This window comes from Ensifer sp. R-19 (assembly GCF_049905105.1).
Taxonomy (GTDB): domain Bacteria; phylum Pseudomonadota; class Alphaproteobacteria; order Rhizobiales; family Rhizobiaceae; genus Ensifer.
The window spans coordinates 141,546-166,548 of sequence record NZ_CP184569.1; the positions used below are offsets into that span (position 1 = coordinate 141,546).

Here is a 25,003-nt window from a genome sequence, read left to right on the forward strand (position 1 = left end):
CCAACGGCCGTACCTTCACGGCGAGATATTCGAGCGAAATTCCCGCGGTCCGTTGCCGGTTGCCTTTCGGAATGCCCGGGCAAAATTGGCTGGGGAGGAATATCCTAGCTCCGCCGAGACGCGCGTGATCGAGCCGTTCGTATGCCGCAGCAGTTCAATGGCTCGCTGAACCCTTGCCGCGTTCGCCAACCCGCGAAAATCGGTGCCAGCCCGATTCAGTTCACGTTGCAGCGTCCGGACGCTGGTGTCCAATGTTTGCGCGGCACTATCGATCGACACGCTGCCGGTGAGAACTTGGACCCGCACCTGCTCCACGATGACCTCGAGCAGATCCCGTGGAGCGCCGCCTTGCCGGTCTCGCGCCACATCCTCGATGGTGACAATTGGCCACGAAGCGGCCCTCGGAGCAGCGGAAAGAAGGTGGCGATCCATGACGATGCTTGTCGCGGGTGCGTTGAAGAGAACCGGACACTGGAAGACGTCTTCAAATAGGCCCGTCTGGCGCGGCCTGTCGGTGTCAAGCTCGACGCGCAGCGGTCGCCAGTCAGAGGGCAGATAAGCCTTGAAGAGGCTGAGCAGGACGCCCGCGGCGGCACAGACAATACTGGCATATCCAGAGTGGCCGGCCAAAGCGAACACATAGCTGTACCGTACCTCGTCGCCAACCACTGCGACTGACATCCTATCAACCGTACTGTGAAAACGAAGGCCAGCGATGCTGTGCTCGATGGCCTGCCCCAAGGTGTCGGCGCCAAGCACGTAGTGTCCGAAGCTGCCATAGTTGACGATGTTCATCATCGGCGTGATCAGAGTTCCGAAGTTGGCCTCACCGGCTGTGCGCGCGGCCGCCTCGACGAAGCCGATTACCGCCGCGTGCGGGATGAAGCAGTTCTCTCCCTCGGTCAATTCGAGATCGAAGCCGATAGCCCGATTGGCCTGCAGCAGCGCCTTTTGCCCCATTTCACGGCGTATGAAGGCCGGCATACCAGACAGGATGCGGTTGGAGATGACCGGGATCTCAGCCATGCGTGCAACACTCCAGAAATAAGACAGCCGTGGCGCAAAATGAGTGGTTTTGTATTGCGAATACTGTTTAGTGCCGTAAAACGTGTGAGTAGCACAAGTAGAGATCTGAACGTCTTGCGACCTATGGGAGGGGTACGACTATGACAACCAGACGGAACCTACTGCTAGCAGCCACAGCTGTCGCGGCGACGACAGTGCCGTTCATGCCGCGACTGGCGCAGGCGACCGATGAAGCGGCCGACTTCCTGTTCGTTCAAACCGCAAGCGCTATGAAGTTCGACAAGGCGACGAGCAAGCTGACGCTCGAAGGTATTGGCGGCGCCACGTTGTTTTTCTCTGACCGTCCGGAGCGCATTGCCGGGAACATGGCCACGACCGCTTTCTTGCCGTTCTGGAGCAAGGGCAAGGACAGCTTCCTTTCCGATCCGCCGAATGCCGACCTGTCGATCCTCGAAGGGAACAAGCTCCGACAGGTTGTCGTCGTCCTGGAGAATCCGGAGCTGAACGACAATAACTTGACTTACACGGTCAAGGTGGTCGGTGGCGAAATGCCGGAGAAGGGCTCCGAGGTCTCTTTGTTCATCGACATCATCGGCATGCCGTTCACGCCGCTCTCTTATGCAGGCGTGGCCAGGCGCGGCTACCGGCGGGCATTTCTGTATTAGTACCTGCCGGATTGCGCGTCGGTGCGATCCCGACTGCAGCCCGCACAGCTCTTGCGAATACCTCACCAACAGCCAACGAACAGCACAATTGCGTCCAGGGTTCCGCAGCTGCCCACAGCTCGCGCCGTTTCGATAACTCATCGAACAATAGAGGAGTACGGTAAATGCTGACGAAGAGAGATCTACTTCGATCCACCGCGGTGATCGCCGCTAGCGCCGCGATTGCGAGGCCAAGCCTGCTGATGGCGCAGAGCTATCCCGGCATCATCGAGGCCAAGGACATTGCCGAGGAAGGCTTCATCTATGGCCTGCCGCTCGTGATGAACTATGCTGTCATGCAGGAGTATGCCGTAGACAGAAACTCGGGGCAGTTCAAGGCACCGTTCAACGAAATTTACAACATGCACCATGTCGCCACCCCGGCGGACACGGCAATCATCACGCCGAACAGCGACACGCCTTACTCGATTCTCTGGCTGGATTTGCGCGCCGAACCGATGGTCATCTCTGTGCCGACGGTCGAAAAGGACCGCTACTACTCGGTCCAGCTGATCGACGGCAACACCTACAATTTCGGCTACATCGGCACGCGCGCCACGGGGACCGAGCCGGGCGACTATCTGGTGGTCGGCCCCGATTGGAAAGGGGAAACGCCCCCCGGAATCAAGCAGGTCTTCCGATCGACGACGCCGTTCACGTTCGCGGCTTTCCGTACCCAGCTCTTCCACCCCGACGACATGCCGAACGTCGAGAAAATTCAGGCCGGCTACAAGGCGCAGCCGCTTTCCGCTTTCCTTCGACAACCCGCCCCGCTTGCCGCGCCCAAGATCGAGTTCCTTCCTGCCACCACTGCCGGGATCAAGGATAACTTCTTCCAGTATCTCGACGCGGCCCTGCAGTTCGTCCCTGAGACGCCAAGGGACAAGGCGGTTCGTGTGAAACTTGCCAAGATTGGTATCGGCCCCGGCAAGACCTTCGAGTTCAAGGAGCTATCGCTCGAACACAAAGCCGAATTCCTGGTGGCCATGAAGCAAGGAAATGACAAAGTCGACAAATGGCTGGCCAGCGGAAACAAGGACATCAACGGCTGGAACATCGGCTCGTTCTTTGGCGACGAGGCCTTCTACAACGGCGATTGGTTGATGCGGGCAGGCGCCGCCAAGGGCGGTCTCTATGGCAACGATGCCGTGGAAGCCATGTATCCCTATACCCGAACGGACGCTACCGGTGAGCCGCTCGACGCCAGCAAGCACAACTACACGATCACCTTCGCACCCGATCAGTTGCCGCCAGTGAATGCGTTTTGGTCCGTTACGATGTACGACGGCAAGAGCCAGCTCTTGGTCAAGAATCCGATCAATCGCTACCTCATCAACTCTCCGATGTTGCCGGCGATGAAAAAGGGGGCGGACGGCTCGCTGACGCTGTACATCCAAAAAGACAGCCCCGGTGCGGACAAGGAGTCCAATTGGCTTCCGGCGCCGGACGACAAAATCTATCTCGTGATGCGCCTATATTGGCCGAAGCCTACGCCACCTTCGATCTTGCCGGCGGGCCAGGGCACCTGGCAGCCGCCGGGCGTCAAAGTGGCGCAATAATCCCGACCAAGCTGATGCGCGGCCGGTGCCAGTGCCCCTCGCGGCCATCGTGCCCGGAGGACAGTTGGCGACGGCCGGCATTTGCGCACACGGCGCCGGCAGCGGTGAATTGGTATCGCGAGCTTCTTGACCTCAACTTATGTTGAGGTCGTAACAAGGAGCTCGAAAAGCTAATTGCGTCGTCGGGATCGGATTTCATGCGCATAAATAAACTGACACTCCCTGCATCGGATGTCTCGAAGAGCGTAGCCTTCTTTCGCGATGTGCTGAAACTGCCGACAGCCGGGAATTCCATCCAAGTGGGATGGAGCGAAATCCGGCTGGTCTCGGCCGTTGGAGATGCACCACACGGCGTGCACCTGGCTTTCAATGTGCCCTATGATCGGTTCGATGCCGCAATAGAATGGCTGAAGGAACGTACGCCTCTCCAACGGGAACCGGATAGCGGAGAGTGCTTCGTTCTTGAGGGGCATTGGCAGTCAAAATCCATCTACTTCGATGGTCCCGATAGCTCGGTGCTGGAATTGATCGGCCGCCGGAGGCTAATCCGCCCGACTGGAAAGCGGCCGTTCAGCGGCGCTGATTTATCCTGCCTCAGCGAGGTCGGACTTCCGACCGAAGACGTCGGGAGTGTCGTTGCCGAGGCCGCCCGGACGTTCGGGGTCGCAACGCTCGGACCGGCCTCTCCCGGCTTTGCCGCCATAGGGAATGATGAAGGGGTGCTTATTGCCGTGGATACAAAGCGGTTATGGTTCCCGGAAAAGCGCCAATTGCCGAGCGCCAAGGGTTTGGAAATTTGGTTGGGCGGCGTGTGTGCGCCTGGAGCCATGTCGGACCTGGCTAATGGTTGGAAGATCCACGCGGCATAGCGCCGTTCTCCGTCGCGACCTGCAAACGGTCGCCTTGCCGCAAGCGAAAGCGCCGAAACGCAGACTTGGGAGCCACCGCACCAGGCTGCTGAATGGAGTTCGATTTGATTTCCGGAGAAGAATGGTGCCGCTTACGTGACTCGAACACGTGACCCCATCATTACGAATGATGTGCTCTACCGACTGAGCTAAAGCGGCCCGGAGGCGGTTCCGCGGAAGACCGCGGAACGAATGTGAGGCGCTGATAAACGCAAAGCGCCAAGATTTCAAGCCATCAGTTTCGAGAACTTGAAAATTCCTTGTTGGTGGCCGCGACGGGCATGGCGTTCAGGCCAAGGCGGGTACGTGCCGCATCGTATTCGCGCTCGAGCCGGTCGACGAGACGGGCGACGGAGGTCACTTCCCTGACCGCGCCGATGCCCTGGCCGCAGCCCCAGATGTCCTTCCAGGCCTTGGCGCTGTCGGTTGCGGCGCCAAAGTCCATCTTCGACGGATCTGCTTCCGGCAGATTGTCCGGATCCATGCCGGCAGCAGCGATCGAGGGCTTCAGGTAGTTGCCGTGAATGCCGGTGAAATAATTGGAATAGACGATGTCGGCAGCGTTGCTGTCGACGATCATCTGCTTGTAGGCGTCGGTGGCGCGCGCCTCTTCCGTCGCGATGAACGGCGAGCCGATATAGGCCATGTCGGCACCCATCGCCTGGGCGGCCAGGATGGCGCCGCCGGTGGCGATCGCGCCGGAAAGAAGCAGCGGGCCATCGAACCAGGAGCGGATTTCTTGGATGAGCGCAAACGGCGAAAGCGTGCCGGCATGACCGCCAGCGCCGGCAGCAACGGCGATCAGGCCATCGGCGCCCTTGCGGATCGCCGAATTGGCGTGGCGGTTGTTGATGATGTCATGCAGCACGATGCCGCCGTAGGAATGGATCGCGGCGTTGACCTCGGGCACGGCGCCAAGCGAGGAAATGACTACCGGAACCTTGTATTTGATGCAGAGCATCAGGTCCTGTTCGAGGCGCGCGTTGGACTTGTGCACGATCTGGTTGACGGCGAAGGGCGCGGCGCGCCGGCCCGGGTTCTTGGCGTCGTGATCGGCGAGCGTCTCGGTGATCTCGGCAAGCCATTCGTCGAGCTGCGAATGCGGACGAGCATTGAGTGCTGGGAAGGCGCCGATCACGCCGGCCTTGCACTGTGCAATCGTCAACTGCGGATTGGAGATGATGAACAGGGGCGCGCCGACGACCGGCAGTCTCGTCGTTCCGGAAAGAATTGGCGGAAGCGGCATCGGTTTCTCCATCCCTCGATTGGCGCGTTAAACTTTGACGTTTGCGTAAACGTCAAAACAGATAGCAGCAAGTTCATCGCTTGCAAAGAGGTGGTTTTCGCGCCGGCGACGCCGGCTTATCCTGCATTGTGCCTGCGAAGTTGTCGCGTTTTCCCCGGGCTTGGCCGGTCGACCGGGCCGCCGGACTTGCGGATTCCGAAAGCAGCGGTTACGCAATTGTTAACAAAACCAACGGCGTGCCTCCAGATTTAACCGTTAGGCCCTTGGAGAAAGATCGAGGGGTACCGATCAGCTAGAGCGCGCCGGCAGGCCCAAAGCCCTGCCTACACAGAGGACTTGATGTGAGCGGACTTGAGACTGCGATCAGAAATGCGCTTGAGCGCTCCGACCGCGCCAGCGCGGAAACGCGCGCGCGCATCTACCAGTCGGCCCGCCAGGCGCTGGAAGCCGGGCTGCAGAAACAGGGAATTGAGGACGTCAACGTCATCGCCCAGCAGCGCCATCGGCTGGAGGCGGTGATCCATGCGATCGAAACGGAGGAGCGTGCCGCCCTCAGGGCTCGGCAACCGGCGCCTCCCGTTGCCACACCTCCCGTCGTCAGTGTCGATGATAACGTCCGCGCACGTGGCCCGGAGCAGGCGCGTATCGAGCCGCAATCCCAAGCGCAATCCCGGCCTCAGGCCCAAGCGCAGTCGCCGGCGGCGGACCGCCGCGAGCCTGGCTTTGCCGCCGATGCGTCCCGTCCCGCGGCGAATGACGGCAGTCTCGGCGGCCTTCGGGCCGACCGTGATGGTCCGGTCGTCTCGACGCGTGCGGCAGCGGATACTGCTGCAAAGAGCGCGGAAGCCGCCGCCGCGCCCGAGGTTCGTGGAGATACCGATCGAAAGCGCCGCCGCAAGCGCAGCCGCTTCCTGTCCTTCACCATGGTGGTCGTCACCCTTGCCGCAGCCGCAGGTGCTGCCGCCTGGTGGGTGCAGACCAATGATCTTCTGAAATCCGCGGCCGAACGCGACACCAACGTCGCCAACCCGCCGGCATCGGTGGCATCGGAAGATTTCGACGGCGCTGCCGGTCTGCAAACGCTCGGCGCCCAGCAGGGCTTCACCGGTGACTGGGTGGAAGTCTTTGCGCCTGAAAACACTGCCGCGGTCGTGGCGGGCTCACGCGCCAAGGCCGAGCCGGTGGATGACGACGGTGGCAAGCGCATCCAGTTGACTTCCTCGGTTGCCGAAACGGAAGGCGACATCACCATCGAAATCCCGGCAACGGTCCTGGCGCAGCTGTCCGGCAAAACCTCGACCATGGCGCTGACGGTGCAGGCCCAGCCAGGCAAGACGACCGAGTTTGCCGTCGAGTGCAATTTCTCTTCGCTCGGCGAATGCGGCCGTCATCGCTTCACGGTGCATGACGAGCGGCTCGACATGCTGTTCAAGATCACCTTCGATCGCAGCCTTGCGCCGAACTCCGCCGGCCGGATCGTGATCAACAGCGATATCAGCGGCGAGGGCAAGGGCCTCACCCTCTACGCCATACGCGTCCTTCCGGGCCAGTAAGTCCCGCACGAGGCCTCTTCGTCCTCGAGCCTCTGACCCCAATTGACCGCGTTGGCCGCCCTCTGGCGCGGCCGTCTCCTTCGGCCGCTGTCGTATGGGCGCTACTTCAGAAAGCCCGGGCCGGACCCGACAATCTTGTCGTCGACCTCACCGATCGCGCTCTTGTCCTTGCCGTCATAGTCGAGCGTGGAGAGGATGTGGCGGATGAGATTGAGGCGCGCGCGTCGCTTGTCGTTGCCGCGCACCACGGTCCAGGGTGCGTGTTCCGTGTGTGTTGCCTTCAGCATCTCGTTGCGCTTTGCCGTGTAGTCGTCCCACTTGTTGAGGGCGGCGATGTCCATCGGCGACAGCTTCCAGATCTTCAGCGGATCGTGGCAGCGATCGTGGAAGCGCTTGAGCTGCATCTCGCGGCCGATGTTGATCCAGAATTTGAAGAACTGGATATCCTCGTGCACGATCATTTTTTCGAAGCGAGGCGCCTGCTTCAGGAACTGCTTGTGCTGCTCGGGCGTGCAGAAGCCCATGACCGGCTCGACGCCTGCGCGGTTGTACCAGGAGCGGTCGAACAGCACGAATTCCCCAGCCGTCGGCATGGTCGCGACATAGCGCTGAAAATACCATTGCCCGCGCTCGGTCTCTGTCGGCTTCGTCAGCGCCACGATGCGCGCCCAGCGTGGGTTCAGGTTGCCCATGGTCGCATGGATCGCGCCGCCCTTGCCGGCGGCGTCGCGGCCCTCGAACAGCGCGATGATGCGTTTTCCGGTTTTCTGCTGCCAGAGCTGAACCTTGACGAGCTCGATCTGAAGCTTCTCCAGCGTCTCGAGATATTCTTCCTCGTCGAGCTTCTTCTTGTAGGGATAGTCATCGGACGAAAACGCTGCGTCGTCGATCCACTTCGGCAACTCGGGATTGTCGATGTCGAAGACGCGGCTCTTGCCGTCGATCTGCAGCTCCACTGCGCGGCTTTCCGCCTTTTCCGTCGTCTCCGCTAACGCCATATGCTCGCCCTTTCGGCTTGGCGCACGGGCCCGAAAACCGGCTTCGATCATCGGCAGGATCATGCGCGTTTTCAAACTTCTGCAGCTCCAAGCAGCGCCGAAAAGTCGCGGTGCTCAAGGCCCGATTTCCTTGGAGGAGGCCACAATTGCATTGCGGATTCAAGCCGGTCGTGAAAATCATGTCATGAAGGATCGCTATTCCTCGATCATTTTGGTCCGGGAGGAAGACAAAGTGATTCATGAGGATGTCGAGGTGGACGGTTCGAAAGCGTTCTGGCGGGACCTGGTGCCGCGGCTGAAGGCTGAGCGCTGGCTGCTGGGCCTCACCCTGCTTTTGGCGATCCTTGCGACCTTTGCCGGCATCCATTTCCTTATCGTGCTTCCCTTCTGGATCGTTCTGGTTGCGGCGCTGCTCAACCGCAGTGCGCCGGCCTCGGTGATCTTGAGCCCGGCCAAGGCTGTGGCCGTCGATGGCCCGACCAGCGATCCGCTGGTGCCGGCGCTGAATGCGCTCGACATGCCGGTGTTGGTCGTCGCCGCCGATGAGACGGTGGTTTTCCAGAACATCGCCGCGGAGAAAGCCTTCGGCACCATTCCGCCGAACACTTACCTGGCCGCCCGGGTGCGTTCGCCCGGTGTTCTCGACATGATCCGCGAGACGATGGCGACCGGCAAGGCCAACCAGATCGAGCATACCGAGCGCCTGCCGTCGGATGCCGTCTATGTCGTGCGCGTGGCACCCGCCGAAATCGGCGGCGAGGGACGAACGCCCCGCATCTTCCTGATCACCTTTCGCGATATCTCGCAGGCGCGCCGTATCGACCGCATGCGTTCGGATTTCGTGGCCAATGCCAGCCATGAGCTGCGCACGCCGCTGGCATCGCTGCGCGGTTTCATCGAGACCCTCCAGGGGCCCGCGCGCAACGACTTGAAGGCGCAGGAAAAATTCTTCGGTATCATGCATGAGCAAGTCACGCGCATGAGCCGCCTCGTCGACGACCTCCTGTCGCTCTCGCGGCTGGAGTTGCGCTCGCATATCGCGCCAGACGATCCGGTGGACCTTGCGCCCTTGCTCGGCCATGTCCGCGACAGCCTCCTGCCGCTGGCGAAGGACCTCGACGTCACTGTCTCTCTCGTGGTGCCGGACAAGCCCGTCATCGTACAGGGCGATCGCGACGAACTCATCGAAGTCTTCGAGAACCTGATCGAGAATGCCTGCAAGTACGGCCAGGAGGGCAAGAAGGTCGACATAACCTTGCGTGGCGGCGAAGAAGGCGCACAGGCCGAGGTGATCGTGAAGGACTATGGGCCGGGCATCCCCGCCGAGCATGTCCCGCGCATTACCGAGCGTTTTTATCGGGTCAATGTCGAGGCGAGCCGCTCGAAAAAGGGCACCGGATTGGGCCTTGCCATCGTCAAGCACATCCTCACTCGGCACCGTGCCCGGCTGCTGATCCATTCTGAGATCGGCAAAGGTACGACTTTTACGGTCCGGTTCTGACATATTGGCGCGGGAAAACCCGGGACCGTTCATTTTCCCTTAGCATTTTCAATGACATGAGCTGTCATAAATGTTTCGTCAAACTGACATAAAAGGTGTGGCCATCGGCAGCTAACTAGGGGCAGCCGATAAGACGGCGAAGAGCGCTGCAACGCTTGGCGCACACCAACACAAGCCCATTCCGGGAGAACTTTTATGAAAGCTCTTAAACTCACTGTCGCGGCGCTGGTAGCGTCAGCCGCATTTGCCGGCGCAGCCGCCGCCCGTGACCAGGTTCAGGTCGCTGGCTCCTCGACCGTTCTTCCCTACGCCAAGATCGTAGCCGAGACGTTCGGCGAGACCTTCCCCGACTTCAAGACCCCGGTCGTTGAATCTGGCGGCTCCTCGGCCGGCCTGAAGGAATTCTGCAAGGGTGTCGGCCCGGACACCATCGACGTCGCCAACTCCTCGCGCAAGATCAAGGACAGCGAAGTCGAGGCCTGCAAGGCCGCTGGCGTGACCGAAATCCAGGAAGTCAAGATCGGCTATGACGGTATCGTCTTCGCGACCGACGCCGGCAATGCCGACCTCGCCCTGAAGCCGGAAGACCTCTACAAGGCTCTCGCTGCTGAAGTCGTCGTCGACGGCAAGCTCGTTGCCAACCCTTACAAGAAGTGGTCGGAAGTCAACTCCGCCCTTCCGGAAGTTGAAATCGCCGCCTTCATCCCGGGCGAAAAGCACGGCACCCGCGAAGTCTTCGAAGAGAAGATCCTGGCTGCAGGCTGCAAGAACGCCGGCGCCGTTGACGTCATCAAGGCTGCCGTTGCCGATGAAAAGCAGCAGCACAGCAAGTGCGTCGCGGTCCGCAAGGACGGCATGGCTGTCGACATCGACGGCGACTACACCGAGACGCTCGCCCGTATCGCTGCCAACAAGAACGGCATCGGCGTCTTTGGCCTGTCGTTCTACGAAAACAACGCCGACAAGCTGAAGGTCGCGACCGTCAACGGCATCGTACCGTCGACCGAAACGATCGCTTCCGGCGAGTACCCGGTTTCCCGCCCGCTGTTCTTCTACGTCAAGAAGGCACACCTCGGCGTTATCCCGGGCCTCAAGGAATATGTTGAGTTCTTCATCAACGACCAGATGATCGGCCCGGACAGCCCGCTCGCCGAGTACGGCCTGGTTGCTGCTCCGGACGCCGAACGCGAAGAAATCCGCAAGGCTTTCGCAGCCGGCAACATGCTCTGATAACGACAAGCCCCGGCGCGATATCCTTCGCGCCGGGGCATGCCTTCATTCGATTTGCCGGCGGCCCATGACGGGCGATACCGGGGAGACGTGCGGATGAGTACCTCGCTCCTTCTTTTGCTAATTATTGTTATTGGTTTCATTGCCTATTTTGCCGGTCGCGCACGTTCGCTGGCGCAGGCTGGCGGCAAGCTCTCCAACCTTCATTCCTTGCCGGGCTATCACGGTAGCTACGTCGCTATCTGGGCGATGCTGCCGGCGGCGCTCGTTCTCGGCGCCTGGCTGATTACCGCTCCTATCTATATTGACGGGAGCACGCGCTCGGCCCTGCCGGACACCGTCCAGAGCCAGGGGACCGCCGCGGTTCAGCTCGCGCTCGGCCAGGTCAAGTCCGTTGCCGGTGGTCTGCTGCGCCTGAGCGGCGAGGAGGTCGCGGCACTCGAAAGCGGTGCCGCCAATCTCCGCTCGACGCTCGCAGCCAAGGGCGTCGCCCTGGCCGGCGAAGGCGAGCCCTACATGGTCACCGTCGCCCAGCATTTCAACGCGATGACCGCCACCAACCGTTGGCTGATGACCGCGGCCGTACTGTTGATCGCGATTGCTGGCGGCATCTACGCCATCCGCAACATCGCCACCCGCTTCCGTGCACGCAACCAGGTCGAGCGGGTCATTCTCGGCGCGCTGATCGTCGCGTCTTCCATCGCCATCCTGACGACGGTCGGCATCGTCGCCTCGATGCTGTCGGAAGCCGGCCGCTTCTTCACCATGGTCTCGCCGTTCGAGTTCTTCTTCGGCACGGTCTGGGATCCGCGTTTCGCTGCTGCCGGCAGCGGCGGCGCCTCCGGCCAGTTCGGCCTGATCCCGCTTCTCACCGGCACGCTCTACATCGCCTTCGTCGCCATGCTCTTTGCGGTGCCGATCGGCCTCTTCGCAGCCATCTACATGGCGGAGTATGCAAGCCCGCGCTTGCGTTCGACCGCAAAGCCGCTGCTCGAAGTCCTCGCCGGCATCCCGACCATCGTCTACGGTTTCTTCGCTCTCGTGACCGTTGGTCCGTTCCTGCGTGATATCTCGGCGCAGCTGAACGGTCTTGCCACCGGCAATTACCAGAACTTCATCCAGGCGCAGAGCGTGGTCACCGCAGGCATCGTCATGGGCATCATGCTGATCCCGTTCGTGTCGTCGCTCTCGGACGACATCATCACCCAGGTGCCGCGCGCATTGCGTGACGGCTCGCTCGGTCTCGGTGCCACCCGCTCGGAAACGGTCAAGAAGGTTATTCTCCCGGCAGCACTTCCCGGCATCGTCGGCGCGCTGCTTCTGACCGCATCGCGTGCCGTTGGCGAAACGATGATCGTGGTGCTGGCAGCCGGTGTCGCGGCCCGCATGCAGATCAATCCCTTCGAGCCGATGACGACGGTGACCGTGAAGATCGTCAACCAGTTGACGGGCGACCTCGAGTTCACCTCGCCGCAGACGCTGGTGGCCTTCGCGCTGGGCATCACGCTCTTTGTCATCACGCTCGGCCTCAACATTTACGCGCTCTACATCGTGCGCAAATACCGGGAACAGTACGAATGACCGACATCGCTTCCCCGACCGTCCGGATCTCCGCCCGTCCTGAATCCGCAAAACGCGATATCGGCATCAAGCGTCGCTATGCCGCCGAGCGCCGCTTCCGCGCCTACGGCATTGCGGCAATCAGCACCGGTCTCTTCTTCCTGGCGCTGCTGCTGTGGACCGTCATTTCCAACGGCTACACCGCGTTCCAGCAGACGACGATCACGCTGCCGATCGAATTCACCGAAAAGGTCATCGACCCCAACGGCGAACGCACGACCGACAGCAAGGTACTGATGACCGCCAACTATCCGCTGCTGGTGCGTGATGCGCTCGTCAAGCAGCTCGGCATCGATGCGACCAAACGGCCGCTGGTCAAGCAGGCGACCGACATGGTTTCTGCGAGCTCCCGTACGCTCTTGCGCGACATGGTCGTGGCGGATCCGTCCATCATCGGCAAGACCATTCCGGTCACCCTTTTGGCCGAAGCCAACATCGACTCCGCCAACAAGGGGCAGATCGACCTCAAGGTCGAAGAGAGCAAGCGCAAGGTCAAGGACCAGCAGGTCACCTGGATGAACGAGCTCGCAAGCGCCGGCGTCCTGAAGAAGAGCTTCAACACCGGCATCTTCACCTTCGGCGCCTCCAGCCGTCCTGAAGCGGCGGGCGTCGGCGTTGCCGCCCTCGGCTCGTTCTACATGATGCTGATCGTGCTCGTGCTGTCGTTGCCGATCGGCGTTGCCGCCTCGATCTATCTTGAGGAGTTCGCTCCGAAGAACCGGCTCACCGACCTGATCGAGGTTAACATCAACAACCTCGCGGCCGTTCCGTCGATCGTCTACGGTCTGTTGGGTCTCGCCGTCTTCATCAACTTTGCCGGCATGCCGCGTTCGGCAGCCGTCGTCGGCGGTTTCGTGCTGACGCTGATGACGCTGCCGACGATTATCATCGCCACCCGCGCGGCCTTGAAGGCGGTTCCGCCGTCCATCCGTTCGGCGGCGCTCGGTCTCGGTGCCTCGAAGATGCAGACCATCTTCCACCACGTTCTGCCGCTGGCGATGCCGGGCATTCTGACCGGTACGATCATCGGCCTTGCCCATGCGCTTGGCGAAACCGCGCCGTTGCTGTTGATCGGCATGGTCGCCTTCGTCGTCGACTATCCCGGTTCGCCGATGGAGCCGTCGACAGCGCTGCCGGTGCAGATCTACATGTGGGCCAACGAGGCGGAACGCGCCTTCGTCGAGCGCACCTCCGGCGCGATCATCATTCTTCTCATCTTCCTCGTCGTCATGAACCTTGGCGCCATTCTGTTGCGACGTCGCTTTGAGCGCCGTTGGTAGTGAGGTAATTACTATGAACATCATGTCAGAAGCAGCGGTCGAGAAAGCCTTGGATCAGAAAATGAACACGGTTCCCTTCAAGATGATCGGCAAGGATGTGTCGGTCTACTACGGCGAGAAGCGGGCGCTTTTAGACGTCAACCTCAACATCCGCGAGAACACGGTAACGGCGCTGATCGGTCCGTCGGGCTGCGGCAAGTCGACCTTCCTGCGCACGCTGAACCGCATGAACGACACCATCGAGAACTGCCGCGTCACCGGCAAGATCACGCTCGATGAGGACGACATCTACGACCCGACCATTGACGTGGTCGAGCTGCGCGCCCGCGTCGGCATGGTCTTCCAGAAGCCGAACCCGTTCCCGAAGTCGATCTACGACAACGTCGCCTACGGTCCGCGCATCCACGGACTTGCCCGCACCAAGGCGGACTTTGACGAGGTGGTCGAGACCAGCCTGCAGAAGGCAGGTTTGTGGAACGAGGTGAAGGACCGCCTGCAGGAGCCGGGTACCGGCCTTTCCGGTGGTCAGCAGCAGCGCCTTTGCATCGCACGCGCTGTTGCCGTCAGCCCGGAAGTCATCCTCATGGACGAGCCCTGCTCGGCACTCGACCCGATCGCGACCGCCAAGGTCGAGGAACTCATCCACGAACTGCGCACGAACTTCACGATCGTCATCGTGACCCACTCGATGCAGCAGGCCGCCCGCGTTTCGCAGCGCACCGCCATGTTCCACCTCGGCAATCTTGTCGAGGAGAACGACACCGACAAGATGTTCACCAATCCGGATGACCAGCGCACCCAGGATTACATCATGGGCCGCTTCGGCTGAGGCCAATCACGGCTGCAACAGTCACTGGAAAGCGCCTGTAAGGATCGACGATCATGTCCATGCATATCATGTCCGCCTATGACGAAGAACTGAAGTACCTGACGCGCCGCATCTCGGAAATGGGCGGTCTCGCCGAGCAGATGGTCGCCGAATCCGTCCGCGCCCTGGTCAATTCCGACCTGGCGCTGGCGCAGAAGGTAATCTCGGACGACACTGTTCTCGATGATGCCGAGCGCCAGATCGGCGAGAAGGCGATTGTCACGATCGCCAAGCGCCAGCCGGTCGCCGCCGACCTTCGCGAGATCATGGGGTCGATCCGCATCGCCTCCGACCTGGAGCGTGTCGGCGACCTCGGCAAGAACACTGCCAAGCGCGTGATCGCGGTTGCCGGTTCCGGCATCCCGCGCAAGCTCGCCCGCGGTCTCGAGCATCTCGCCGAGCTCGCTCTGGTGCAGCTCAAGGAAGTGCTCGACGTCTATGCCTCGCGTTCGCCGGAAAAGGCCAACAGCATTCGCGAACGCGACGAGGAGATCGACGCGATCTACACCTCGCTGTTCCGCGAGCTGCTCACCTACATGATGGAAGATCCGCGCAACATCACGCCCTGCACGCATCTTCTGTTCTGTGCCAAGAACATCGAGCGTATCGGCGACCACGCGACCAACATCGCCGAGACGATCTATTACATGGCGACGGGTGCCCAGCCGGAAGGTGAGCGCCCGAAGGATGACAACACGTCGACGTTGGGCTCGGTCAACGACTAGAAGGTTTGAGCGGGATGCGGGGGACAACCGCATACACTTTTCCCCATCCCGCTCTGGCGTTAAACGCGCCGTTCGCAATGCATGCCCCATGAATATCATCCGGTCGCGGCTTCGGTCGCGGCCCCGAATTCCTGCATCTGAAGCATGCGGCTTTTCGCACCGCCTTTGAAATTGGCGGGGGTGCTCCAGATTTAGAGTGTCTGAGTGCCGGCCGGTCCGCTGGACCCGCACGGCGCTCGCGGTAAGGAGACGTTACCTGATGTTGCCAAAAATCGCCGTGGTCGAAGACGAAGAGGCGCTGAGCGTCCTGCTGCGTTACAATCTGGAAGCTGAAGGCTTCGACGTCGATACGATCCTCAGGGGTGACGAGGCGGAGATCCGGCTACAGGAACGCCTGCCCGACCTTCTGATCCTCGACTGGATGTTGCCTGGCGTCTCCGGCATCGAGCTTTGCCGTAGGTTGCGCCAGCGCCCGGAGACGGAGCGGCTGCCGATCATCATGCTGACGGCGCGCGGCGAGGAAAGCGAGCGCGTTCGCGGTCTCGCGACCGGGGCCGACGACTATGTGGTCAAGCCCTTCTCCACGCCGGAGCTGATGGCCCGCGTCAAGGCGATGCTCCGCCGGGCGAAGCCCGAAGTTCTCTCGACGCTGCTGCGCTGCGGCGACATCGAGCTCGACCGGGAAACCCATCGCGTCCATCGTCGCAGCCGCGAAGTTCGCCTGGGGCCGACGGAGTTCCGCCTGCTGGAGTTCCTGATGTCCTCTCCGGGCCGTGTCTTCTCGCGCTCGCAGTTGCTGGACGGCGTCTGGGGCCACGACATCTATGTCGACGAGCGGACCGTCGACGTGCATGTCGGCCGCCTGCGCAAGGCGCTGAACTTCTCGACCATGCCTGATGTCATCCGCACCGTGCGCGGCGCCGGCTACTCGCTCGAAAGCTGAGAAGGGCAAACAGAAGTCAATAAAAAAGGGGCCGATCGGCCCCTTTCGTTTTGGTCCTGTGCGGATCCTTAGCGCATCCGACGGCGCTCGGCGGACGGCTGGTAGGCAAGCCGCGCATGGAAGCTGCAATAGGGCGAAGCTTCCGGGGAATCGTTGCCGCAGAAATGGAACTCTTCCTTCAGCGGGTCGCCGATCGGCCACTTGCAGGTGCGTTCGGTGAGCTGGGTCAGCTCGAGGCGGCGCGACATTGGCACGACCACGTCGGTCTGGATGCTGAAATCCTGCTCGGCAACGAGATCGACTTCGATCTCCTCCTTGAGAACGGTGGCGCCGGACGGACGGGCAACGGTGCGGGTCGAAACGCGCGAGGCGTAGTTCGGAGCGCGCGGCGCCGAGGTCGGCCGCTTCGGGCGGGCCGCCGCAGTGGCGCTGCCGCCGGCTTTGGCGCGGCCTGGAAGGCTCAGGCGATGAACCTTGCCGATGACAGCGTTACGGCTGACGCCGCCGAGCTGTGCCGCGATCTGGCTTGCGCTTAGGCCCTCGGACCAAAGCTTCTTCAGTTTCTCCACCCGCTCGTCAGTCCAGTTCATTTCTGCACTCTCCGTTCTCAGCGTTGGGGATGGCAGAATCCCTCACCGCACCCCGGTTGAATCTCGAGGTTGCAAACGCGATAACTCTTTTGGTGACTAGGTCCGCCGCATGCGTCTAGTAATTGAATGTTAACGTACTGACCGCCGGACTCCGTGGCAAGAGTCCCGGGATTCACGCCGAATCGATTTCGTAGTTTTCCCCAACTTGCTCGGCTGGCGTTGCATTTTTGCAAGCCCTACCGGCCGATTTTTTCGTCGCAGGGAAATGGATCTCGTTACCGCGCTGCAAGGCTTGGTTTTGTTGACATTGCAGTGCGAAATAGGAATAGTGCCTGCGCCGCCGAAAGGCGGCATTTTTGATTTTTATCGGGCCGCATGAAGCAGCGGGACCGATGCCGATTGGAGTGAAGGAGAGCCTCGCATGACTGCAACCACGCCGCTTTACGATACCTACATGCGCGCGCCGTTGCGTTTCGAGCGAGGAGAGGGCGTCTGGCTAATCGCCGAAGACGGCTCGCGCTATCTCGACTTCGCTGCCGGCGTTGCCGTGAACTCGCTCGGCCATGCGCATCCGCATCTCGTCGAGGCGCTGAAGGCGCAGGCCGAGAAGGTTTGGCACCTTTCCAACCTTTACGAGGTTCCCGGTCAGGAAAGTCTTGGACGCCGCCTGGCCGCCGTAACCTTTGCTGATCGGGTCTTCTTCACCAATTCCGGTGCGGAAGCGCTGGAATGCGCGATCAAGACGGCGCGGCGCTACCACTTCGCCAAAGGCCAGCCGGAGAAGTTTCACATCATCACCTTCGAGGGCGCCTTCCACGGCCGCACGATCGCGACGATCGCCGCCGGTGGTCAGCAAAAGTACATTGAAGGTTTCGGGCCAAAGGCCCCAGGGTTTTACCAGGTTCCGTTCGGCGACCTCGCAGCCGTCAAGAATGCGATCACCGAGGAGACCGCCGCGATCCTGATCGAGCCGATCCAGGGCGAGGGCGGCATCCGTCCCGCGACCAAGGAATTCATGCAGGAACTGCGCGCCCTCTGCGACGAATTCGGCCTGCTCCTGATCCTCGACGAGGTTCAGACCGGCGTCGGCCGCACCGGCAAGCTTTTTGCCCATGAGTGGACGGGCATCCGCCCGGATATCATGGCCGTTGCCAAGGGCATCGGTGGCGGCTTCCCGCTCGGCGCTTGCCTGGCGACGGAAGAGGCGGCCGCCGGCATGGTGGCGGGCACGCATGGCTCGACCTATGGCGGCAATCCGCTGGCGATGGCCGTCGGCAACGCCGTGCTCGACGTCATCCTCGCTGATGGCTTCCTCGCCCATGTGCGCGACGTCGCGCTCGTCTTCCGCCAGGGTCTTGCTTCGCTGAAGGATCGCTATCCCGATATCATCGAAGATATCCGCGGCGATGGCCTGATGCTGGGCATCAAGGTAAAGGGCCCCTCGGCGGATCTCCTGAAGGAGATCCGCGCCGAGAAGCTCCTGGCCGTGCCGGCCGGCGACAACGTGTTGCGCCTGCTGCCGCCGTTGACGGTGACGGCGGAGGAAGCACGCGAGGGCCTCGCACGCATCGAGCGCGCCGCCGAAGCAGTGCGGAAGGCAAGTGGTAACGCTGCGGCCTGACCGATAGGGCCAAGACTGACCCAGGATGGTAGAATGACCTTCGTGCGTTCACGCCGCTGCGTGGCGCACATAGGTTCGATTTTTTGAGGAACCGAGTACGATGGCAGGCACCAGACACTTTCTCGATCTTTCGGCCATGACGGCCGCCGATCTTCGGACGATCATCGATGATGCCCGCGTCCGAAAGGCGACGACCAAGGCCGGAACCGCCGAGAAGCCGCTCGCCGGCAAGATGCTGGCGATGATCTTCGAAAAGCCGTCCACCCGCACCCGTGTGTCCTTCGATGTCGGCATGCGCCAGCTCGGCGGCGAAACCCTGTTCCTTTCGGGCACGGAGATGCAGCTCGGTCGCGCCGAGACGATCGGCGATACGGCGAAGGTCCTGTCGCGCTATGTCGACGCGATCATGATCCGCACCACCGACCATCGCCGCCTGCTGGAATTGGCAGAACACGCGACGGTACCCGTCATCAACGGCCTGACCGATGACACCCATCCGTGCCAGATCATGGCCGACATCATGACCTTCGAGGAGCATCGCGGACCGGTGAAGGGCAAGACGATCGCCTGGACCGGCGACGGCAACAACGTGCTGCACTCGCTGATCGAAGGCTCCGCCCGCTTCGGCTATCGCATGAACATGGCCGTGCCGCTCGGCTCCGAGCCGCAGGACAAGATCCTGAACTGGGCCCGCAACAACGGCGGCGAGATCCTGCTGTGTCACGATGCCGAGCAGGCGGTCGCCAACGCCAATTGCGTTGTCACCGACACCTGGGTGTCGATGAACCAGGAGCATCGTGCCCGCGGCCACAACGTCTTCCAGCCCTATCAGGTCAACGAGGCGCTGATGAAGCAAGCGGCATCCGATGCGCTGTTCATGCATTGCCTGCCGGCGCACCGCGGCGAGGAGGTGACCGACGAGGTGATCGACGGCCCGCAGTCGGTGGTCTTCGATGAGGCCGAAAACCGCCTGCATGCGCAGAAGTCGATCATCGCCTGGTGCATGGGGCTCGTCTAGGCCCCTGCGAGCACCGCGGTGAGCGCGATGGCGCAGGGCTTCGGCGGCTGTGAGGCCGGCTATTGACATTGCCGCCGTGCGACACGATCTAGGCGGCTGCAGGGCGCTCCTGGCAACAGTGAAGCGCCGACTGCCACGGGTGGTGCGCGGCGCAATGGCTGATGGCACATATCCGGTGGACAATCCGTTTATCGCGGGATCGATTGAGACAGCGGGCACGTTGCGCCGGGGGACAGGAATGTCCCCGGCGCAACGCAGTTGCTGAGGCAAGGAGCAAGACATGACTGACATGACGCCAGGGCTTGGTGAATTCGACTTCGCCGGTGACGATCACGTCGTGCCTTTCCAGGTGGAAGGCCTCGACGTGCGCGGCCGCGCCGTGCAGCTCGGCCCGATGCTCGACGCAATTCTGGAGCGCCACAACTATCCGCTTCCGGTCGCGCGGCTCGTTGCCGAAACCGTCGTGCTGACGGTTCTGCTCGGCACTTCGCTGAAGTTCGAAGGCAAGCTGATCGTCCAGACGAAAGGCGATGGTCCGGTCGATCTCGTCGTCGCCGACTTCTCGACGCCGGATCGCGTGCGCGCCTATGCCCGCTACGATGCAGATGCGCTTGCCGACGCCGAGAAGGATGGCCGCACCCTTTCGCATGAACTGCTTGGCAAGGGCGTACTCGCCTTCACCATCGACCAGGGCGCTCATACTCAGCGCTATCAGGGTATCGTTGCGCTGGACGGCGCCACGCTGGAAGAAATCGCCGGCGTCTATTTCCGCCAGTCGGAGCAGATCCCGACCAAGGTCAGGCTCGGCGTTGCCGAGCTGCTCGACCGCGATGAAAGCGGAAAGCCGCGCCATCGCTGGCGTGCCGGCGGCATGGTCGCGCAGTTCCTGCCGGAAGCGCCGGAGCGCATGCGCCAGCCTGATCTTTCCGGCGGCGATGGCGATGACGGGGAAGGCGTCTTCGACGATGACGATCTCTGGGCGGAAGCCAAGGTGATGGTCGAGACGATCGACACCGACGAGCTGACCGACCCGATGGTCGGAACCGAGCGCTTGCTCTACCGGCTGTTTCACGAGCGCGGCGTTCGCGTCTATGAGCCGCAGGCGGTCTTTGATCGTTGCAGCTGCTCGCGCGAGAAGCTGCGTTCGGTGCTCGCCAATCTGGACACTGATGATATCGAAAGCACCATCGAGGATGGGGCCGTGAAGGTCACCTGCGAATTCTGCTCGACGACCTATCGTTTCGAGGCAAGCGAAGTGCGTCCGCAGTAGCGGGTGCACGCCGGGTCAGCTAGTTCAGGGTACGCACGAGCCCGGGTGAATCGAGCGAGAAGGCGGGGATGGCCACGTTGAAGGTCTCTCCGCCTTCCGCTTCCATACTGTAGTGGCCGAACATCACGCCCGACGGCGTATCCAGCGGGCAGCCGGACGAATACTCGTAGGTGTCGCCGGGGTTGAGTAGCGGCTGTTCGCCGATCACGCCGGGACCGCTGACCTCGTCGACCTGCCCATTCTCATCGGTGATATGCCAGTAGCGGGTCATCAACCGCACGGCTGCGCCCGAATGGTTTGAGATGACAATGCGATAGCCCCAGACATAGCGGCCGTCATCGGGGTCCGACTGCTCTTCGAGATAGTACGGCTCCACCGTAACTTCTATGTCGCGGGTCAAAGCGCGATACATGGGCAACACCTTGCTTCGGTCTTTCAGGGTATTCTACAGCAAGATGGTTTCGTCAAGAATAACGGCAAGATTGTGCATACCCATTCTGGGGCAATGGCTTGCGGGTATCCGGATCGGCTGTTCGAACCCGCTCGATCCCGCTGGTGAAGCCATTTTGGATGGCGGGGCGCCCGCTGCATGAGCCACGGGGGATCGACGGCCGCCGTCTGTCGTGGCGGCCGTATCTTTTCGTTGCCTCAGGCTTTGACGGCCTTAAGCGCGCGGGCAAAATCCTCGACGACATCCTCACTGTCTTCGATGCCGGCCGAGAAACGCACCGTGCCGGCGGAAATGCCCAGCTCTTCGCGGGCCTCGTCGGTCAGGTTCTTGTGCGTGGTCGTTGCCGGATGGGTGATCAGGCTCTTGGAGTCGCCGAGATTGTTGGAGATGCGCACGATCTCGAGCGCATTCTGCAGCGCAAAGGCCGCATCCTTGCCGCCCTTCAGTTCAAACGCGACGAGGGTGGAGCCGCCGGTCATCTGCTTGGCGATGATGTCGGCCTGCGGGTGATCCTTGCGGCCGGGATAGATGACCTTCGCCACCTGCGGCTGCTCCGCCAGGAAGTCGGCGACGCGGCGCGCGGTTTCCGTCTGCTGGCGCACGCGCAGCGGCAGGGTTTCGATGCCCTTCAGCAGCGTCCAGGCATTGAACGGCGACATGGCCGGGCCGGTATGACGGAAGTAGTCGTGCAGGTTCTCGTTGATCCATTCCTTGTCAGCAAGCACGACGCCGCCGAGGCAGCGGCCCTGGCCATCGATATGCTTGGTGGCGGAATAGACGACGATATGGGCGCCGAGTTCCAGCGGCTTCTGGAAGAGTGGCGTCGCAAAGACGTTGTCGACGACGACCTTGGCGCCGATCTGGTTGGCGAGCTTGGCCACACCGGCGATGTCGATGACTTCGAGCGTCGGGTTGGTCGGGCTTTCCAGGAAGAAGACCTTGGTGTTCTTCTGGATCGCCTTTTCCCAGTTGGCGAGATCGCGTCCATCGACCAGCGTGCATTCGATGCCGTATTTCGGCGCCAGCGTCTCGACCACCCAGCGACAGGAGCCGAACAGCGCACGGGCGGCAACGATATGATCGCCAGCCTTCAGCTGGCAGAGGATTGCCGCAGAAACGGCGGCCATGCCCGAAGCCGTGGCCCGCGCGTCTTCGGCGCCTTCCAGCATGCACATGCGCTTTTCGAACATGTCGTTGGTCGGGCTGCCGTAGCGGGCATAGATGAAGCCTTCGGTCTCGCCTTTGAAACGCGCTTCTGCCGCCTCGGATGTCTCGTAAACGAAGCCCTGGGTGAGGAAGATCGCCTCGGACGTCTCGCCATGCTGCGAGCGGGTGGTTCCGCCGTGGACGAGTTGGGTTGCCGGGCGCCAGTTTTTGCTCATGTGACGATCACCTTCAAAAACAAAAAAACCGGCCGCAAAAACGGGCCGGTTTGACACCCGGCCTTTTTAGCTACTTGTTTAACGTGGCTGCAAGCCGACCGGCCAAATCACCACGGGATAAAGCTTCAATACTGCTAGGGTGCGCTTGCGTCAATTCCCGGAGTTTGGTTTTGTCTCGCAACTGGAAAGAGGACTGCAATGGCCCGCGATACTGGGATTTTGGCCGACCGCGCGATTGCCGCGCTGCTCGAAACGGGGCGCCTGAAGAGCGAGAGGCCGCTGGATGACGATCAGATCCAGCCGGCAAGCCTCGACCTGCGCCTTGGCGCCAAGGCTTTCCGCGTCCGCGCGAGCTTCATGCCCGGCCCGTCCCACCTCGTCGCCGACAAGCTCGACCGGCTGAAGCTGCATGTCGTCGATCTCACCGACGGTGCCGTGCTTGAAACCGGCTGCGTGTACATCGTGCCGTTGATGGAGAGCCTGGCGCTGCCTGCGGGCATGTCGGCCTCGGCCAATCCGAAAAGCTCGACCGGCCGCCTCGACATCTTCACCCGCGTGATCACCGACCGCGCCCAGGAGTTCGACAAGATTCCTGCCGGCTATAGCGGTCCGCTCTATCTCGAAATCAGCCCGCGCACCTTCCCGATCGTCGTGCGCCGTGGTTCGCGCCTGTCGCAGATCCGCTTCCGCATGGGCCAGTCGCTGCTCTCCGAACAGGAGCTGCTGGCGCTGCATGAAAGCGACGTGCTGGTGGCGAGCGAACGCCCGAATGTCAGCGGCGGCGGCATTGCGCTGTCGATCGACCTCAAGGGCACCGGTCCGGAGGGTCTGATCGGCTACCGTGGCAAACACCACACCGCGGTCATCGACGTCGACAAGAAGGCGCAGCACAAGATCTTCGATTTCTGGGAGCCGCTCTACAGCCGCGGACGCGACGAGCTGATCCTCGATCCGGACGAGTTCTACATCCTCGTCTCGCGCGAAGCGGTGCATGTGCCGCCGCTTTACGCGGCCGAGATGACGCCGTTCGATCCGCTGGTGGGCGAGTTTCGCGTGCACTATGCCGGCTTCTTCGATCCCGGCTTCGGCCATGCCTCTGCCGGTGGCAGCGGTAGCCGCGCCGTTCTGGAAGTGCGCAGCCACGAGGTGCCGTTCATCCTCGAACATGGCCAGATCGTCGGCCGCCTGATCTATGAACACATGTTGGAGCGTCCTGACGGTCTCTACGGCCTCGGCGTCGGCTCCAACTACCAGGCCCAGGGCCTGAAGCTTTCGAAACATTTCCGCGCCGAGTAGGGATTTTGCACGGGACCCTCGTGCGATACCGCGCAAGGGTCCTTGACAGATCGTCCCGGTTCGGGAAATTTCGCAGGCATCGCGGGTGTAGTTCAGTGGTAGAACGCCAGCTTCCCAAGCTTGATGTCGTCGGTTCGATCCCGATCACCCGCTCCAATCCTTCCTGAAGCCTCTTTTGCCTCGTTCGAGCGAGACCTATGGCCAGTTGCCTTGCGGACGGTTACTTTACCGCTCGATGAATCATCCCGCGGTTCCAAGCGCCGCCCCTGAGACAAGAACCGTGCCGGCCCGCTGCCCATGAGATTTCTTTCCCTGTTCGCTCTCTGCGCGTCCCTGATCGCAACGCCGCTTGCGGCCCAGCCCAGGGACCTGCCCATTCTGTTCGATGCGCGCGAACGCATCGCCAAGCCCGATCTCACGGGCCTTGCGCGCTTGCGCTTCCTGACGACGGTCGACTTTCCGCCGTTCAACTTCATCGATCAGTCCGGCAAGCTCTCCGGTTTTCACGTCGATCTCGTGCGCGAGATCTGCCGCGAGCTCGACATCGAAGCCAAATGCCAGATCCAGGCAGTGACCTATGCGGAACTGCTGCCGGCGCTGGAGCAGGGGCAGGGCGAAGCGGTTGCCGCCGGTATCGCCGTCGGCCCGGAACTGCGCCAGCGCTTCGGCTTCTCGCGCGCCTTCATGCGGCTTCCGGCCCGCTTAGCCGTCAACACCAAGGCGGCCGGCGCCGTGACGGGTCCGAAGGACCTCAGGAAAAAAACGGTCGGTGTCGTGGCGGGCACCACCCATGAGGCCATGTTCAAGGCGTTCTTCCCGAGTATCGGGGCCAAGGTCTTCCCAGATCGCGATGCCATGCTCACGGCACTGCAGAAGGGTGAGGTGCCGGCGGTCTTTTCCGACGGTTTGCAGCTTTCCTTCTGGATCTCAGGCACGACTGCCGGGGGCTGCTGCGCACTCGTCGATGGTGCCTATTTCTCGCAACGCTTTCTCGGTGAAGGCCTGACGATCATGAACCGCAAATCCGAACCGGCGCTGACCCAGGCGATCGACCACGCGCTGCTGGCGCTTTCGCGCAGCGGCCGGCTCGAGGAAATCTACCTGCGCTACTTCCCCAACGGCATCTATTGAGCGCCCACTGCATGTTTCCTTTAATCGTACCCGATCAAAGGTCAAAAACATGCAGCAATTCAAAGTGCTACAGCGACCTTTGC

General features: G+C 61.8%; 22 protein-coding genes, 2 tRNA genes and 1 riboswitch. Of the genes, 17 read left to right on the top strand and 7 right to left on the bottom strand.

Annotation, left to right across the window (positions count from 1 at the left end):
- Positions 1-15: 15 nt before the first annotated feature.
- Positions 16-1,026, bottom strand: a complete 1,011-nt coding sequence (locus ACN9MO_RS00680) for an AraC family transcriptional regulator (protein ID WP_113132080.1) — start codon at positions 1,024-1,026, stop codon at positions 16-18.
- A gap of 203 nt (positions 1,027-1,229) precedes the next feature.
- Here ACN9MO_RS00680 and ACN9MO_RS00685 point away from each other — a divergent pair, with 203 nt between their 5' ends.
- The 3 genes from ACN9MO_RS00685 (at position 1,230) to ACN9MO_RS00695 (ending at position 4,158) form a co-directional block, all read left to right on the top strand.
- On the top strand, positions 1,230-1,691 hold the full coding sequence (locus tag ACN9MO_RS00685; protein ID WP_425987132.1) for a hypothetical protein: 462 nt from the start codon (positions 1,230-1,232) through the stop codon (positions 1,689-1,691).
- 164 nt (positions 1,692-1,855) lie between these two features.
- A complete protein-coding gene (locus ACN9MO_RS00690; protein ID WP_113132082.1) occupies positions 1,856-3,289 on the top strand; it encodes a DUF1254 domain-containing protein in 1,434 nt (477 codons plus the stop codon).
- Positions 3,290-3,486: 197 nt separating this feature from the next.
- Positions 3,487-4,158, top strand: a complete 672-nt coding sequence (locus tag ACN9MO_RS00695) for a VOC family protein (protein WP_113479949.1) — start codon at positions 3,487-3,489, stop codon at positions 4,156-4,158.
- A 122-nt stretch (positions 4,159-4,280) separates the two neighbouring features.
- On the opposite strand, the gene ACN9MO_RS00700 is transcribed toward ACN9MO_RS00695, so the two are convergent.
- Positions 4,281-4,356: transfer RNA gene (locus ACN9MO_RS00700), tRNA-Thr, on the bottom strand.
- A gap of 76 nt (positions 4,357-4,432) precedes the next feature.
- Positions 4,433-5,443: an NAD(P)H-dependent flavin oxidoreductase gene (locus ACN9MO_RS00705; RefSeq protein ID WP_057248095.1), complete on the bottom strand. Its 1,011-nt coding sequence runs from the start codon at positions 5,441-5,443 to the stop codon at positions 4,433-4,435.
- 341 nt (positions 5,444-5,784) lie between these two features.
- On the opposite strand from ACN9MO_RS00705, the gene ACN9MO_RS00710 reads away from it, so the two are divergent.
- Complete coding sequence (locus ACN9MO_RS00710) at positions 5,785-6,996, top strand: biotin transporter BioY (protein ID WP_110877929.1); 1,212 nt, start codon at positions 5,785-5,787, stop codon at positions 6,994-6,996.
- A gap of 101 nt (positions 6,997-7,097) precedes the next feature.
- Here ACN9MO_RS00710 and ppk2 read toward each other — a convergent pair whose 3' ends face one another.
- The gene (gene ppk2 / locus ACN9MO_RS00715; protein WP_058329129.1) at positions 7,098-7,994 is read right to left on the bottom strand and encodes a polyphosphate kinase 2; all 897 of its coding nucleotides are present in this window, start codon (positions 7,992-7,994) and stop codon (positions 7,098-7,100) included.
- Positions 7,995-8,226: 232 nt separating this feature from the next.
- Between ppk2 and phoR the strand changes: the two genes are divergently transcribed.
- From phoR to phoB, 7 genes are all read left to right on the top strand, one after another.
- On the top strand, positions 8,227-9,495 hold the full coding sequence (gene phoR, locus ACN9MO_RS00720) for a phosphate regulon sensor histidine kinase PhoR (RefSeq protein WP_093232296.1): 1,269 nt from the start codon (positions 8,227-8,229) through the stop codon (positions 9,493-9,495).
- A 195-nt stretch (positions 9,496-9,690) separates the two neighbouring features.
- A complete protein-coding gene (locus ACN9MO_RS00725; protein WP_058323607.1) occupies positions 9,691-10,725 on the top strand; it encodes a substrate-binding domain-containing protein in 1,035 nt (344 codons plus the stop codon).
- A gap of 96 nt (positions 10,726-10,821) precedes the next feature.
- Positions 10,822-12,306, top strand: a complete 1,485-nt coding sequence (gene pstC, locus ACN9MO_RS00730) for a phosphate ABC transporter permease subunit PstC (RefSeq protein ID WP_113132084.1) — start codon at positions 10,822-10,824, stop codon at positions 12,304-12,306.
- Positions 12,303-13,625, top strand: coding sequence for a phosphate ABC transporter permease PstA (gene pstA, locus ACN9MO_RS00735; protein WP_112994409.1), 1,323 nt, complete (start codon positions 12,303-12,305; stop codon positions 13,623-13,625). The genes pstC and pstA overlap by 4 nt, the downstream gene beginning before the upstream one ends.
- 13 nt (positions 13,626-13,638) lie before the next feature.
- Positions 13,639-14,454 (top strand): phosphate ABC transporter ATP-binding protein PstB, encoded by an 816-nt coding sequence (gene pstB, locus ACN9MO_RS00740; protein WP_113132085.1) that lies wholly within the window; start codon positions 13,639-13,641, stop codon positions 14,452-14,454.
- 50 nt (positions 14,455-14,504) lie between these two features.
- Positions 14,505-15,218: a phosphate signaling complex protein PhoU gene (gene phoU, locus ACN9MO_RS00745; RefSeq protein ID WP_093231848.1), complete on the top strand. Its 714-nt coding sequence runs from the start codon at positions 14,505-14,507 to the stop codon at positions 15,216-15,218.
- Between the two features lie 259 nt (positions 15,219-15,477).
- Positions 15,478-16,161 carry a phosphate regulon transcriptional regulator PhoB gene (gene phoB, locus ACN9MO_RS00750; protein WP_057248102.1) on the top strand — a complete coding sequence of 228 codons (684 nt, stop codon included), beginning with the start codon at positions 15,478-15,480 and terminating at the stop codon, positions 16,159-16,161.
- 68 nt (positions 16,162-16,229) lie between these two features.
- Here phoB and ACN9MO_RS00755 read toward each other — a convergent pair whose 3' ends face one another.
- On the bottom strand, positions 16,230-16,751 hold the full coding sequence (locus ACN9MO_RS00755) for a GcrA family cell cycle regulator (RefSeq protein WP_113132086.1): 522 nt from the start codon (positions 16,749-16,751) through the stop codon (positions 16,230-16,232).
- Between the two features lie 421 nt (positions 16,752-17,172).
- On the opposite strand from ACN9MO_RS00755, the gene ACN9MO_RS00760 reads away from it, so the two are divergent.
- The 3 genes from ACN9MO_RS00760 (at position 17,173) to ACN9MO_RS00770 (ending at position 20,660) form a co-directional block, all read left to right on the top strand.
- Positions 17,173-18,372 carry an aspartate aminotransferase family protein gene (locus ACN9MO_RS00760; RefSeq protein WP_058323605.1) on the top strand — a complete coding sequence of 400 codons (1,200 nt, stop codon included), beginning with the start codon at positions 17,173-17,175 and terminating at the stop codon, positions 18,370-18,372.
- A gap of 100 nt (positions 18,373-18,472) precedes the next feature.
- The gene (gene argF, locus ACN9MO_RS00765) at positions 18,473-19,390 is read left to right on the top strand and encodes an ornithine carbamoyltransferase (RefSeq protein WP_057248105.1); all 918 of its coding nucleotides are present in this window, start codon (positions 18,473-18,475) and stop codon (positions 19,388-19,390) included.
- Positions 19,391-19,670: 280 nt separating this feature from the next.
- Complete coding sequence (locus ACN9MO_RS00770; RefSeq protein WP_113132087.1) at positions 19,671-20,660, top strand: Hsp33 family molecular chaperone; 990 nt, start codon at positions 19,671-19,673, stop codon at positions 20,658-20,660.
- Between the two features lie 19 nt (positions 20,661-20,679).
- Here the strand turns inward: ACN9MO_RS00770 and apaG are convergent, their stop codons facing one another.
- Together apaG and ACN9MO_RS00780 are read right to left on the bottom strand one after the other, a co-directional pair.
- Positions 20,680-21,072: a Co2+/Mg2+ efflux protein ApaG gene (gene apaG, locus ACN9MO_RS00775; protein WP_113132088.1), complete on the bottom strand. Its 393-nt coding sequence runs from the start codon at positions 21,070-21,072 to the stop codon at positions 20,680-20,682.
- 236 nt (positions 21,073-21,308) lie between these two features.
- Positions 21,309-22,493: an O-succinylhomoserine sulfhydrylase gene (locus ACN9MO_RS00780; RefSeq protein ID WP_113132089.1), complete on the bottom strand. Its 1,185-nt coding sequence runs from the start codon at positions 22,491-22,493 to the stop codon at positions 21,309-21,311.
- A 45-nt stretch (positions 22,494-22,538) separates the two neighbouring features.
- Positions 22,539-22,617, bottom strand: a riboswitch (SAM riboswitch).
- Between the two features lie 74 nt (positions 22,618-22,691).
- Here ACN9MO_RS00780 and ACN9MO_RS00785 point away from each other — a divergent pair.
- From ACN9MO_RS00785 to ACN9MO_RS00795, 3 genes are all read left to right on the top strand, one after another.
- The gene (locus ACN9MO_RS00785; RefSeq protein WP_057248109.1) at positions 22,692-23,789 is read left to right on the top strand and encodes a 2'-deoxycytidine 5'-triphosphate deaminase; all 1,098 of its coding nucleotides are present in this window, start codon (positions 22,692-22,694) and stop codon (positions 23,787-23,789) included.
- An 81-nt stretch (positions 23,790-23,870) separates the two neighbouring features.
- Positions 23,871-23,945, top strand: a tRNA-Gly gene (locus ACN9MO_RS00790).
- 141 nt (positions 23,946-24,086) lie between these two features.
- Positions 24,087-24,920 carry a transporter substrate-binding domain-containing protein gene (locus ACN9MO_RS00795; protein ID WP_113132090.1) on the top strand — a complete coding sequence of 278 codons (834 nt, stop codon included), beginning with the start codon at positions 24,087-24,089 and terminating at the stop codon, positions 24,918-24,920.
- Positions 24,921-25,003: the final 83 nt, after the last annotated feature.

Excerpts from the sequence above, each read along its gene's own strand:
- ACN9MO_RS00680 (WP_113132080.1), bottom strand. The coding sequence starts at position 1,026 with ATGGCTGAGATCCCGGTCATCTCCAACCGCATCCTGTCTGGTATGCCG.
- ACN9MO_RS00685 (WP_425987132.1), top strand. The coding sequence starts at position 1,230 with ATGCCGCGACTGGCGCAGGCGACCGATGAAGCGGCCGACTTCCTGTTC.
- ACN9MO_RS00690 (WP_113132082.1), top strand. The coding sequence starts at position 1,856 with ATGCTGACGAAGAGAGATCTACTTCGATCCACCGCGGTGATCGCCGCT.
- ACN9MO_RS00695 (WP_113479949.1), top strand. The coding sequence starts at position 3,487 with ATGCGCATAAATAAACTGACACTCCCTGCATCGGATGTCTCGAAGAGC.
- ACN9MO_RS00705 (WP_057248095.1), bottom strand. The coding sequence starts at position 5,443 with ATGCCGCTTCCGCCAATTCTTTCCGGAACGACGAGACTGCCGGTCGTC.
- ppk2 (WP_058329129.1), bottom strand. The coding sequence starts at position 7,994 with ATGGCGTTAGCGGAGACGACGGAAAAGGCGGAAAGCCGCGCAGTGGAG.
- ACN9MO_RS00725 (WP_058323607.1), top strand. The coding sequence starts at position 9,691 with ATGAAAGCTCTTAAACTCACTGTCGCGGCGCTGGTAGCGTCAGCCGCA.
- pstC (WP_113132084.1), top strand. The coding sequence starts at position 10,822 with ATGAGTACCTCGCTCCTTCTTTTGCTAATTATTGTTATTGGTTTCATT.
- pstA (WP_112994409.1), top strand. The coding sequence starts at position 12,303 with ATGACCGACATCGCTTCCCCGACCGTCCGGATCTCCGCCCGTCCTGAA.
- pstB (WP_113132085.1), top strand. The coding sequence starts at position 13,639 with ATGAACATCATGTCAGAAGCAGCGGTCGAGAAAGCCTTGGATCAGAAA.
- phoB (WP_057248102.1), top strand. The coding sequence starts at position 15,478 with ATGTTGCCAAAAATCGCCGTGGTCGAAGACGAAGAGGCGCTGAGCGTC.
- ACN9MO_RS00755 (WP_113132086.1), bottom strand. The coding sequence starts at position 16,751 with ATGAACTGGACTGACGAGCGGGTGGAGAAACTGAAGAAGCTTTGGTCC.
- ACN9MO_RS00760 (WP_058323605.1), top strand. The coding sequence starts at position 17,173 with ATGACTGCAACCACGCCGCTTTACGATACCTACATGCGCGCGCCGTTG.
- argF (WP_057248105.1), top strand. The coding sequence starts at position 18,473 with ATGGCAGGCACCAGACACTTTCTCGATCTTTCGGCCATGACGGCCGCC.
- ACN9MO_RS00770 (WP_113132087.1), top strand. The coding sequence starts at position 19,671 with ATGACTGACATGACGCCAGGGCTTGGTGAATTCGACTTCGCCGGTGAC.
- apaG (WP_113132088.1), bottom strand. The coding sequence starts at position 21,072 with ATGTATCGCGCTTTGACCCGCGACATAGAAGTTACGGTGGAGCCGTAC.
- ACN9MO_RS00780 (WP_113132089.1), bottom strand. The coding sequence starts at position 22,493 with ATGAGCAAAAACTGGCGCCCGGCAACCCAACTCGTCCACGGCGGAACC.
- ACN9MO_RS00785 (WP_057248109.1), top strand. The coding sequence starts at position 22,692 with ATGGCCCGCGATACTGGGATTTTGGCCGACCGCGCGATTGCCGCGCTG.
- ACN9MO_RS00795 (WP_113132090.1), top strand. The coding sequence starts at position 24,087 with ATGAGATTTCTTTCCCTGTTCGCTCTCTGCGCGTCCCTGATCGCAACG.